Source organism: Arenimonas sp., assembly GCF_041919775.1.
Classification (GTDB): Bacteria; Pseudomonadota; Gammaproteobacteria; order Xanthomonadales; family Xanthomonadaceae; genus Arenimonas.
In genome coordinates, this window is the sequence record NZ_JAYRTE010000009.1 from 79,948 (window position 1) to 91,643 (window position 11,696).

Below are 11,696 nucleotides of genomic sequence, written 5' to 3' on the forward strand. Positions count from 1 at the left end.
GCGCCCTCAGGGGCCGGCGATGTCCAGCCAGGCGGTGTTCCAGTAGGCGTAGTCGCCAAGCCGCCGCACCAGCCCGGCCCGCAGCGGCAGCCCGACCAGGTGGCGGGCCGCATCCATCGCCGGCTCGTCCGGCGCCAGCACCCGGTCGGTGAAACCGCGGCCCCAGAGCCAGCCGTTGACCCGGTGGCGATCCTCCACGGCCCGCGAGGTCAGGGCCTTGAAGCGACCGACCAGGGTCGACAGGCTGTCGCGTTCGCCCAGGGTCACCAGGCCCTGCCACTGGTCGGGCATCAGCACCCAGGCCAGCACCGCGCTGTCCCGCCAGGGCCACTGCGCGGTATGCACCCGGCAGACCGCGCGCGCGGCCTCGTCGTCGCTGAAGACCGGCCGCCGGTAAAGCGTGGCGACCGACAGCAGGTAGGTCTGCCCCGGTACGGAGCGACGCTCCAGGCGGACCCGGCGGAAGCCGGCGTCGGGCTGGTCACGCACGGGCAGCGAAGGCGGCATCGTGTCCTCCAGGGGAAAAAGGGCCCGGCGCGGGCCGGGCCAAGTCGGGGGTCCACGCGGGATGTGCGAATCAGTCGGTCGATGCCGCCGGCGCCGGGGCGCGGGCCTTGCCGGCGCCCACCTCGATCCGGTCGCGGTTGGCTTCCACCAGGGCCAGGCCAATGCCCTTCACCTCGGCCAGTTCGTCGGCACTGCGGAAGGCGCCATGTTTGTCGCGGTGGCTGACGATGGCTTCGGCCTTGCTGGGGCCGACGCCGTCGAGCACGCGGTCGAGCGTGGCGGCGTCGGCGTTGTTGATGTCCACCTTCTCGGCGGCCAGGGCGCCGCCGGACAGGAAGGCGCAGAGCAGCAGCGAGCTGAGCAGGGAAACGGTCTTGTTCATGGCGGTTCCTCGGGTTTGGGGTCTGGCCGCGCCAGGCTGGCGTCGGCAGGGAAAGTGTCCCGTTCCGGCCGCTGCGCCCCCATCGCCAAACCGCCCCGTGAAGGCTCGGAAGCCGGCCCCACGCACCGTCGGCGCCTTCCTACCCGCCCGGCGGCGCTGCCCCGGAAGCGCTAAAATCGCGGCATTACCGCAGCAAGGACACCCATGGACACCGCCAAGACCGAACGTTTCGTCGCCGACGCCTGGGACGGCGACATCGTCCCGCAGCTGGTCGAGTACATCCGCATCCCGAACAAGTCGCCGATGTTCGACGCGCAGTGGCGCGAGAACGGCTACATGGACGACGCCGTCAAGCTGCTCGCCGGCTGGGCGAAGGCGCAGCCGATCAAGGGCATGAGCGTGGAAGTGGTTGAACTCGAAGGCCGCACGCCGCTGATCTACATCGAAGTGCCGGGCCAGGGCGACGACTGCGTGCTGCTCTACGGCCACCTGGACAAGCAGCCGGAGATGACCGGCTGGGCCGACGACCTCGGCCCCTGGAAGCCGGTGATCAAGGGCGACAAGCTCTATGGCCGCGGCGGCGCCGACGACGGCTACGCGCTCTACGGTTCGCTCACCGCGATCCGCGTGCTGCAGGAACAGGGCCTGCCGCACGCCCGCTGCGTGATCCTGATCGAAGCCTGCGAAGAATCCGGCAGCTACGACCTGCCCCACTACGTCGACCACCTGGCCGACCGCATCGGCAAACCTTCGCTGGTGGTCTGCCTGGATTCGGGCTGCGCCAACTACGACCAGCTCTGGTGCACCACCTCGCTGCGTGGCCTGGCCGGCGGCAACCTCAAGGTCAGCGTGCTCAGCGAAGGCGTGCACAGCGGCGACGCCAGCGGCGTCGTGCCCTCCAGCTTCCGCCTGCTGCGCCAGCTGCTGTCGCGTCTTGAAGACGAAGCCACCGGCAAGATCCTGGTCGAAGACCTGTACGTCGACATCCCCGACGAGCGCCGCCAGCAGGCCAGCCGCGCCGCCGAAGTGCTGGGCACGGAAATCTGGGACAAGTTCCCGTTCCTGCCGGGCATGGCGCCGATGGACGCCGACCTCACCGAGCTGGTGCTCAACCGCACCTGGCGCCCGGCGCTGTCGGTCACCGGCGTGGACGGCATGCCGCCTCTGTCGAGCGCCGGCAACGTGCTGCGCCCGCACACGGCGATCAAGCTCAGCCTGCGCCTGCCGCCGACGCTGGAGCCCAAGCGCGCCGGCGAGGTGCTCAAGCGCCTGTTCGAAGCCAACCCGCCCAACGGCTGCAAGGTCGAGGTCGAACTGGAAAAGGCCAGCACCGGCTGGAATGCGCCGGCCCTGGCGCCCTGGCTGGAACACGCGATCGACCACGCCAGCCAGGAATACTTCGGCGCCCCGGCCATGTACATGGGCGAAGGCGGCACGATTCCGTTCATGGGCATGCTCGGCGAAAAATTCCCCGGCGCGCAGTTCATGATCACCGGCGTGCTGGGCCCGCACTCGAATGCGCACGGCCCGAACGAATTCCTGCACATCCCGACCGGCAAGCGCGTCACCTCGGCCGTGGCCAAGGTGATCGCCGAACATTACGTCGCCAGCGAAAAGGGCCTCACGCGCGGCGTTGCGGCGCAGGCCGGCAACGCCCAGTTCGGCGACCACGGCTGCTGCTGATGCGTTGATCCTGCGGGGCGCCGGCCGTCGGTGCCGGCCCCCGCGCCGTGGCTCAGGCGGGCTTGCGCGCCGTCAGCCACCAGCCCATGCGTTGCCCGCCCGGAAAGTCCAGGGCGCGACGCCCTTCTTCGACGAAACCCGTGCCTTCGAGGAAGGCGTCGAGCCCGGCTTCGTCGAGCGCGCACTCGAGCAGCTCCGCCAGTCGCAGGTCGGATTGCGCCAGCTGCTGGCGCAGCCAGTCCAGCGCCTGCCGGCCATTGCCGGCATCACCCGAGCCCATGGCAGCCTGGATGGCGTTGAAGATGGTGTGCTGCGACTGCACCAGCACATCGGGAACCTCGGACTCCTGCGCGCGCAGGGTCATGTCGGCCATGACCTGGTTAAGCCGCAGGCGCGCCTGCTCGGCCAGCGGGTCGGCCGCCAGCGCCTCGCGGCCTGCCGGCGTCGCGGCACGCGCAACGAAACCGCACAGGTCCGCCGCGGCGTCGAGGACCCCGCGCTCTGCCATCCACGCCAGGTGGCTGCGCTCTTCGCGCGCATTTCGGCAAATGACCGAACCGGTGTCGTGCATCACCAGCGCCAGCACTCCACCCGGCTTCAGCACGCGGGCGGCCTCGGCCAGCGAGGCCTTGCGGTCGGTGTACTCGATGCCGAACTGGCTGCAGACCATGTCGAAGCTTGCGTCAGGGAACGGCAGCGATTCGGCCTGCACGCCACCGCGCAGCTCGAGTCGTTCCTGCTGGGCGGGCGCGAGGCCGGAAACCCAGTCCGGACGGATCTGGGCCAGGTCGACCGCGACGACGCGCGCCAGGTTGCCGGCCTGGAACTCGCCCAGGAACAAGGCAGGCAGCGCACCGTTGCCGGTGCACAGGTCGAGCACCTGCGAACCCTCGGGCAGTCCCGCCAATGCCTCGCGCCAGGCACCCGGCACGTCGCCGGCATAGTTTTCCTCGAAGCTGCCGAGGCAGGAATGCAGGGCACCGGTGGCCCAATAATTGGTCCAGCTGCTGCGTCGTTCGGCCAGCAGCGTCGCGTCATCACTCATGTTCGGTGCCCGGGAATGCAATCGGCCGATTATAGCGCCGCCTCCGGGAGGCGGTGATAATGCCCGCGTCCCATGAAGGCGGTAGCTGAAACATGAACAACCCGGTGCAGATCCAGTCGATGGCCGCCGAGGCGGAGCGCCTTGCCCAGGCCGGACAGAACGACGCGGCTGCCCGCCTTTACCGCGAAGTGCTGGCGCAGGCGCCCGCGCATGCGCAGTCCGCGCACTTCCTCGCCATGCACAGCTTCGCCGCGGGCCGGCTTGCCGACGCGCGCCGCTACATCGAGCAGGCCTGCGCCGGCCAGCCGCGCGCCGCCGTGGTCGAAGCCAACCGCGCCCGCATCCTGCTGCAGCTACGCGAACGCGATGCGGCGCTCGCCGCCTGGGAAGCCGCGCTGGAACTGGACCCGGACTTTCTTCCGGTCCGGCTGGACCTCGGCATGGCGCTTCAGGATGCCGGCCGTGACCGCGACGCCAACCGGCATTTCCGGTTCGCACTCGACCAGGCCGCGAAGATCCCGCGCCTGCCGCCGGCGCTGCAGGAGCAGCTGGCTCGTGCGGACGCCGCGCTGCGCAAGGAAAAGGATGCGCTGGAGAAGGCCTTGCGTACGGCGCTGGCGAGCGCGCCGGGCGGCCCGGCCGGCGGCTCCCGCTTCGACGAGTGTTTCGAAATCCTGATGGGCCGGGCCAAGCCGCAGCTGCCCAAGCCCGGCTTCATGTACTTCCCGAAGCTGCCGGCGCTCACGTTCTTCGGCCGCGAACATTTCCCGTGGGCGGCCGAACTCGAAGCCAGGACCGAGGCCATCGCCGCCGAGGTCCGCGCGCTGATGGCCCAGGGTGAACAGGGCTTCATCCCCTACGTGCAGAAGGCCGCCGGCGAAGTGCCCGACAGCGATGCCTGGCGCACCATCAACAACAACCCGGACTGGGGTGTGTATTTCCTCTACAACCAGGGCGAGCGGGTGGCGCGCAACTGCGAGGCCTGCCCGGTCACCGCGGAATCTCTCGACGCGCTGCCGCTGGTCAAGGTGCGCGACCGCGGCCCGACAGCCTTCTTCTCGCGGCTGCGCCCGGGCACCCACATTCCGCCCCACCATGGCGCCACCAATACGCGGGTCATCGCCCACCTGCCGCTGGTGATCCCGGACGATTGCGGCATCCGCGTCGGCAATGACACGCGGTGCTGGCAGCCCGGGGAACTGCTGGTGTTCGACGACACCATCGAACACGAAGCCTGGAACCGCAGCCAGGAGGCGCGCGTGGTGCTGATCTTCGACGTCTGGAATCCGTTCCTGGACGAGAAGGAACGCGCCATGGTGACCGCCGTGACGGAGGCCTACGCCGACTTCTACCCCGAACGGCAGCACATCCTGGACTGAGGGTTCAGGAGTAGCCGGGGATTCCCGACAGGCGTTCGATCATCGGCCCCAGCCACTGGGCGTAGGCCTGCCAGAGGCCACCGCGGTCCTTGCGGATGCCTTCGCGCATCATCACGCTCGACGCCGTCGCCACGGCGTCCTTGCGCTCCTCGATGCGCACCATCGCCGGGTCGTGTTCCAGGCCGCAGAAGGCGGCGAGCTTGCGGGCCGACTGTTCCGGGTCACCGACCAGGTCGTCGTAGTCGAGGTCCAGGATGCGACCGGGCAGCAGCTCGTGCCAGTGCGCCATCAGCGCGCGGTAGTGGCCGTGGTGCTCGGCGAAGTCGAGCTGGTCGTAGGAGTACGGGCAGGCCTCGTTGAACAGCGTGCGCAGGTTGGACAGGCCCACGTCGATGGCATTGCGCCGCAGGTGGACGAACCGCGCCTGCGGCAGCGCCCGCGCGATGAAGCCGAGGTTGAGGTAGTTAGACGGAAGCTTGTCGGTGACCAGGTGCTTGCCGCCGGCGCGCCAGCGCATGCCCTCGAGGTAGTTGCGGCCGATGCCGGCGTAGTCGAGTCCCGCGCGCTCCTGGATGACCTCCAGGCTGTTGACGCCGCGGAAGTGCCGGCCGCTGGCGCGGCGCAGGGCCGTGGTCAGCTCGTAGGTTTCACCGGCACCCTTCACCGCCGGATGGCCGCTGAGGATGCGTTCGGCCAGGGTCGTGCCGGAGCGGTGCAGGCCGATCACGAACACCGGCGCCAGCGCCGGGTCGACGTGGCCGTCCTGGCGGGTGATTTCATCGGCGGTCCAGCCGCGCAGCGCGTCGTAGACGCGGGCTTCCTTCGCAGGGTCGTAGCCCAGCAGCGCGCGCTTGGTTGCGCAGCCCTTCGACAGCGCCTGCCAGGAGCCTTCGTAGTCGCGCAGCTCGTGCAGCTCGTTGTGCAGCGCGTACCACAGCCACACCTGGTCATCGGCCGGCGGCGAAGCAGCCAGGGCCGACTTGATCCGGTCGATGCGCGGCCCCGCGTCGGGCAGGCGCAGCCTCGACATCAGCCAGTTGCTGTTGGGGTCCGTGGGCAGGATCGCCAGGCAGCGGTCGCAGTGCTCGGCCGCGGCCTCCATGCGGCCGTAGAACACGTCCATGGTGGCCAGCATGAACAGCGCCGGCGGGTTCGCGCCGTCCTTGCGCACGGCGGCGGTTGCGAAGACGTCGGCGGCGTCGTGCGCACCGAGCAGGGTGAGGTGCCGCGCCATTTCGGCCAGGGACTTCGCGGAGTCCCACATGCCGGGCTGGAGCTGCCGGGCGATTTCCACCACCAGTCGGTTTTCACCGACGGCGAACAGGCGCTCGACCAGGTCCAGCGCCACGCGCGGGCTGGAGACGAAACCGGAGGTCGCACGCAGGGCTTCATCACGGCCCGGGTTGTGCCGGCCGGCGGCCAGGTGCAGGTCCACCATCTTCAGCCGCGTCGGTATGTCGTCGGGGTTGGCCTGTGCGGCGGCCGCCAGGCTGGCCAGCGCGTCATGGCGCAGGCCCTGGGCGAGGTAGGTTTCGGCCCGCCGGCTGTGCTTGCGGAACGCAGCCTCGTCGATCCGGATTGGCTGGGACATCGGTGGCGCTCGCCTCGCTTAAAGACCGCGATTATAGGCGAAAAAAAGGGGGCCCCTTTCGGGGCCCCCAGTCTTGCAGCCATCAACTGGCCCGGACTTAGAACGTCTGGGTGTAGTTGACGTAGGTCACGCGACCGTACGCATCGTACAGGTCGAAGTTGAAGCCACGACCGCTGCTGTCGAGCGGATCCAGGACCGGATCCTTGTCGGCGATGTTGTTCACGCCGAGCGACAGGCGACCATTCCACGGGGCGTTCCAGGTCAGCTGGACGTCGTGGGTGGTCCACGACGGCAGGGTCATCGCGTAGCCGTAATCCGGCAGCGAAGCCTGCGACGACTCGGTGCCGTCGATGTGGTTGATGTTCCAGGTGACCGCGAAGTCGCCGAAGGTCCACTGGTTCATCAGGGTGGCGCGGAACTCCGGGGCGCCCACGGTACCGGTGACATCACCGGCGCCATTGACGTCGTAGTCGTTCACGTACGCAACCTGCAGGTGGTTGCGCATTTCGCCCCAGCCGCCCAGGTCGAAGTTGGTGCGGACGTTGAAGTCCATGCCGCTGGTCTCGATGGTGCCGAGGTTCGCGTAACCAATCTGCGAGTACAGGATGGCACCGGTGACCGGGTCACGGGCAACGCCGAGGCCCAGGGACGGGACCGGCGGGACCTGGTTGGCCGGCAGGACGCTGACGCCGGTCGGGCAGACCGTCGAGGCGCCGCTGATGCAGTCAACGAGGTCAGCCGTGTCGAAGAAGGCCAGCTGGTCGTCGATCTGGATGTCGTAGTAGTCCAGGGTCAGGTTCAGCCAGTCGGTCGCATCCCACGCCGCGCCGATGGAGAACTGCTTGGACTGCTCCGAGGTCACGTTCGGGTTGGCGATCGTGTAGGAGGTGACCTGGGTCGAGCAGGCCGGGCCGAGACCGAAAGCGATACAGGTCTGCGGATCGGCGATGCCGTCGGCACCGAAGGCCGGCTGCTGGCCGACGATGTCCAGGGTCGGGGCGCGGAAGCCCTGGCCGTAGGACGCACGCAGGGTCAGCGTGTCGAGCGGCTGCCAGCGCAGGGCCACCTTCGGGGCGAAGTCGCTGCCGTAGTCGCTGTATTCGTCGAAACGACCGGCGACGTTCAGCTCGAGGGTGTCGATCAGCGGGAACAGGGCTTCGAAGTAGACAGCCTTCACGTCACGCAGGCCGAAGGCCGAGTTGCCGGACGAGCCGGACACGGAACCGGCGGACGACAGGGAGTCGTACACGTCGGACCAGTCTTCCTCGCGGTACTCGGCACCGATCGCCATCGAGGCGGTGCCACCGGCCATCTGGAACAGGTCGAAGCTGGCGATGCCGTAGACTTCGGTCTGGATGGTGGTGGACTCGCGCGCGGTCGTGGTGATCATCGAGTTGGCGATGTCGGTGGTCACGCCGAACGGGTTGCTGATGTCGTAGGTGCCGTCCGCGATCAGCGGGGCAGCCAGGCTGGCGACGACGTAGCCGCGACCCAGGTTGATCGCCTTGTTCTCGGTGTAACGGGCGCCGACGTCGATGTCGACCGCACCGATACGGCCCTGGAAACCGGCCATGAAGTCGTAGGTGTTGGCGTTGACCTGGTTGTCGCGGTTGCCCAGCGCACCGAAGCGGTGACGCAGGAACACCGGCTGGCCAGCCAGGGTGGCGTAGTACGGGTCGGCCGGGTACATGTTCGCCGGGTGGTTCGGGGAGTCCGCCGGGATGAAGATGCTGCCACCCGGCCACGGGCTGCTCGGCACCGGGGCGTAACGACCGAACGAGGTGATGCGCGTCACCGTGGCGTTCATGTAGGTCGACCAGTTGTCGTTGATCTGGTAATCAGCGCGGATGAAGGTCGACAGGTTCTTGACCTGCGCTTCGTCGGCAGCGACGAAGGTGAAGTCGTACAGGCAGCGGCTGCTGGAACCCGAACCGGTTTCGAAGAAGCCGTTCGTGGTGCAGTCGAAGCCCGGGACGGCGGCGCCGTTGGTCGGGTGGGCGATGATCGAGCCGGCGCGGAAGCCGTACAGGGTGCCCGGGGCCGCGTTGGCGAAGTACAGCTCGTTCGAGAACGAGGACGCGCCGCCGCTGGACCACTCGCGGTCGCGCTGCCAGACGATGTCGCGGTCGTTCATCGAGACGCCGGCCAGCACGCGGGCGCGGTCGCTCGAGGCGCCGAAGATGATCGAGGCGCTTTCGGTGTCACCACCAGCGCGCGACGGCATGCCGCGGCCGTAGGAGAACTCGGCGCCGTTGAAGTCCTTGCGGGTGATGATGTTGATCACGCCGCCGATCGCGTCGGAGCCGTAGATGGCCGAGGCGCCGTCGGACAGGATTTCGATGCGCTCGACAGCCGCCAGCGGAATCGTGTTGATGTCCTGGAAGTTGCCGGTGGCCGCGGCGACCGGGGCGCGACGGCCGTCGATCAGCAGCAGGGTGCGGCCGGAACCGAGACCACGCAGGCTGACGCCGGCGTTGGCCTGGGCCGAGCTGCCCGACTGCGGACGGATCGAGCCGAAGCTGTTGAAGGTCGTGTTGCGCAGGTAGTCGGCAACCGAGACTTCACCGGAAGCGTCGATCTGGGCGCGGTCGATCACGGTGACCGGAAGGGCACCCTCGAGGTCGGCGCGCTTGATTCGGGAACCAGTGACCTCGATGGTTTCGAGGGTGGCGGTGTCCTCTTCGGAGTCCTGCGCGAAGGCGGGAACCGCCGCGAAGGTCGAAGCGGCGCCGGCGAGGAGCGCGAAACGGATCGCGCCGGACAGCTGATTGAAATTAGACATTTACTCTCTCTCCAACGTCAGAGTGATGGTGACTCTAGAGTTCGGGACTCAAAAAGCCTAAAGGCGACTTTCGTCATTGAAGGACGCCTTGGCTCCCGGAGCATAACGTAATCTTTACGGTCCGCAAACAGGGTTAAGGCCCTGTATAGGCAAATCCCCGGCCCGGGCAGCGGAAAGCCCGGGGTGGCCGACCGCCCCGGGCCCAATATCCCAAATAAAATCAGTTAGTTGTCGTCAAGTTCGATCCGTACGTCACCCGAGAATGTGACCAGCCGGACATCCCCGTCGCCCCCGCCCACCCGCGCCTCCAGGGACTTGCCGGGGCCGTATTTCTCGGTTTTGACCTCCCCGACCGGGCTGGAGATGCCGCCGCTGAAGGTCTCCACCGACAGCCGGGCCGAGCTGTCCGCGGGCAGCCGCAGCCGTACGCCGCCGCTGACCGTGTCTGCGCCGATGCGTCCGCCCGGCGCCAGCGCGGCCTGCAGCGCCAGGTCGCCCGAGACGCTGTCCATCACCACGCGCCGGAGGCTGTCGAAGACGAGGCTGGCGTCGCCGGAAACGGTGTCCACGCCAAGCTCGCCGCCACCGCGTCCCGACAGACGGACGTCGCCGCTGACGGTGTCGACGGCGATGTCGGGGCTGTCGAGCTCGCCCTGCAAGTCACCGCTGACCAGGTCGAAGCGGGCCTCGCCGGGACGGCTGGCGCGCACGCGCACGCCGCCGCTGACGCTGTCCACCGCCAGGCGACGCCCCGCCAGCCCCTCCACGTCAACGTCGGCGCTGACCACGTCCACGTCCAGCGAGGCACCGGCCGGCATGCGCACCTCGATCCGGCTGGGCTCGGACCGTTCGCCGCCGCCGAACCAGCCGCCGCTGCGGGGGTACTTCACGCTGATGGACAGGCTGTCGCCGCCCGGTCCGATATCGAGCTTTTCCACGCCCTCGCCCAGGCTGCCGGTGACCCGCACTTCCGGGCGGTCCCAGGTGCGCACGACCACCTCGCCCTTGAGGTTTTCGACGCGTACGCTGCCGTCGGCCGACAGGGGCCGGGTCTGGTCGATCGGCGTCGCCGCCAGCGCGGGCAAGGCCAGCAGCAGCGAACCGGCAAGGCAGGTCAGGCGGGGCAACATGGCGTACTCCTTATTTATATGTGTCCGGGCGGGTCAGCCCAGGGCGGCGCGCTGGGTCAGGGCCAGGCGGCGGGAATAGGTGCGCTTGAGCTGGTCGAGCAGGTGGAGCGAACCGGGCTGTTCGGCCATCGCCGCGCGGATCTCGCCGGCGCTGGCGTCGAGGGTGGCCAGGGCCGGCTGCAGGGGCTCGGGCACCGGCGCGGATTGCAGCTCGCGCAGGGCGGCTTCGTATTCGAGCGTCATCGCGGCCGCCTCGCGCCGGACCAGGTCGGCCACCGGGTCTGCGGCGGGCGTCGCGGGTCGCAGCGTCAAGGCCAGGCCCACCGCCAGGCACAGGCAGGCCGCCAGCGCGAGACCGGCCAGCCAGGGCCAACGTCGCGGAGACGCCGGCGGCTGCAGGCGGGCGGCGATGCCCGGCCACAGGTCCCGCCCGGGCTCCATTTCCCGGGGCAGCTGGCGCAGCTGCCAGCGAAGCTCATTGTCCGTCATGGTGTCCTCCCAGGCGCGTTCGCAGCAGCTGGCGCGCGCGATGAAGTTGGGCTTTTGAACTGCCGACCGCCATGCCGAGTTCGCCGGCGATCTCCTCGTGTTTCCAGCCTTCGACGTCGTGCAGCACCAGCACGGCGCGTGCCCGCGGCGGCAGGGTGGCGACGGCGCGCTCGAGGTCCAGGCCCAGCGCCGTGCGCTGGCCGGCGCTGTCGGGCGTGCCCTGCCACTCCAGCGCGGAGTCGTCGGTTTCCCGGTCCTCGCCGCCGCGGCGGCTGCGCAGCTCCATCAGCGCGGTGTTCACCGCCAGCCGGTGCAGCCAGGTGGCGAAGGCACTTTCGAAGCGGAAGGCCGGCAAGGCCTGCCAGGCTTTCACGAAGGCGTCCTGCAGCAGGTCCTCGGCGCGTGATTCGTGGCCGCAAAGGCGGCGCAGCAGCGCGAAGATGCGGCGGTGGTGCCGGCGGTAGAGCTGCTCGAAGGCCGCCACGTCGCCAGCGCCCGCGGCGCGGACCAGGGCATGGTCCTCGTCCCGGTCGGGCACGCGGAGGGCGTCGGCGGTCTGGATGGCCACGGCAGGGCTGAGCATACCCACTGGGATGCCGGGCCGGCGGCCAGGGTTTAAGCGGCGGTGCAACCGTCATCCTGTAGGAGCGCCTTCAGGCGCGAATTTCTTCTTGGCCTTAGGCCAAGTCAAAAGATTCGCGCCTGAAG

At 69.0% G+C, this 11,696-nt stretch carries 10 protein-coding genes; 2 read left to right on the top strand and 8 right to left on the bottom strand.

Going from position 1 to position 11,696, the window contains the following annotated elements; genetic code table 11:
- Nucleotides 1–6: 6 nt before the first annotated feature.
- Together ACE3TE_RS07400 and ACE3TE_RS07405 are read right to left on the bottom strand one after the other, a co-directional pair.
- Complete coding sequence (locus tag ACE3TE_RS07400) at nucleotides 7–507, bottom strand: transposase (protein ID WP_374603631.1); 501 nt, start codon at nucleotides 505–507, stop codon at nucleotides 7–9.
- A 70-nt stretch (nucleotides 508–577) separates the two neighbouring features.
- A complete protein-coding gene (locus ACE3TE_RS07405; protein WP_374603633.1) occupies nucleotides 578–889 on the bottom strand; it encodes a ComEA family DNA-binding protein in 312 nt (103 codons plus the stop codon).
- 204 nt (nucleotides 890–1,093) lie between these two features.
- Here ACE3TE_RS07405 and ACE3TE_RS07410 point away from each other — a divergent pair, with 204 nt between their 5' ends.
- Complete coding sequence (locus tag ACE3TE_RS07410; RefSeq protein WP_374603635.1) at nucleotides 1,094–2,572, top strand: M20 family metallopeptidase; 1,479 nt, start codon at nucleotides 1,094–1,096, stop codon at nucleotides 2,570–2,572.
- A gap of 52 nt (nucleotides 2,573–2,624) precedes the next feature.
- Here ACE3TE_RS07410 and ACE3TE_RS07415 read toward each other — a convergent pair whose 3' ends face one another.
- A complete protein-coding gene (locus ACE3TE_RS07415; protein WP_374603637.1) occupies nucleotides 2,625–3,617 on the bottom strand; it encodes a class I SAM-dependent methyltransferase in 993 nt (330 codons plus the stop codon).
- Between the two features lie 92 nt (nucleotides 3,618–3,709).
- Between ACE3TE_RS07415 and ACE3TE_RS07420 the strand changes: the two genes are divergently transcribed.
- The gene (locus ACE3TE_RS07420; RefSeq protein ID WP_374603638.1) at nucleotides 3,710–4,996 is read left to right on the top strand and encodes an aspartyl/asparaginyl beta-hydroxylase domain-containing protein; all 1,287 of its coding nucleotides are present in this window, start codon (nucleotides 3,710–3,712) and stop codon (nucleotides 4,994–4,996) included.
- A 4-nt stretch (nucleotides 4,997–5,000) separates the two neighbouring features.
- Here ACE3TE_RS07420 and ACE3TE_RS07425 read toward each other — a convergent pair whose 3' ends face one another.
- From ACE3TE_RS07425 to ACE3TE_RS07445, 5 genes are all read right to left on the bottom strand, one after another.
- Nucleotides 5,001–6,587: a sulfotransferase gene (locus ACE3TE_RS07425; RefSeq protein WP_374603640.1), complete on the bottom strand. Its 1,587-nt coding sequence runs from the start codon at nucleotides 6,585–6,587 to the stop codon at nucleotides 5,001–5,003.
- 97 nt (nucleotides 6,588–6,684) lie between these two features.
- The gene (locus ACE3TE_RS07430) at nucleotides 6,685–9,369 is read right to left on the bottom strand and encodes a TonB-dependent receptor plug domain-containing protein (RefSeq protein ID WP_374603642.1); all 2,685 of its coding nucleotides are present in this window, start codon (nucleotides 9,367–9,369) and stop codon (nucleotides 6,685–6,687) included.
- 224 nt (nucleotides 9,370–9,593) lie between these two features.
- A complete protein-coding gene (locus ACE3TE_RS07435) occupies nucleotides 9,594–10,499 on the bottom strand; it encodes a DUF4097 domain-containing protein (RefSeq protein ID WP_374603644.1) in 906 nt (301 codons plus the stop codon).
- Between the two features lie 33 nt (nucleotides 10,500–10,532).
- Entirely contained in the window at nucleotides 10,533–10,988 is a 456-nt protein-coding gene (locus ACE3TE_RS07440; protein ID WP_374603646.1) for a hypothetical protein, read from the bottom strand.
- Nucleotides 10,975–11,571, bottom strand: a complete 597-nt coding sequence (locus tag ACE3TE_RS07445; protein ID WP_374603648.1) for an RNA polymerase sigma factor — start codon at nucleotides 11,569–11,571, stop codon at nucleotides 10,975–10,977. Before ACE3TE_RS07445 ends, ACE3TE_RS07440 begins: the two co-directional genes overlap by 14 nt.
- Nucleotides 11,572–11,696: the final 125 nt, after the last annotated feature.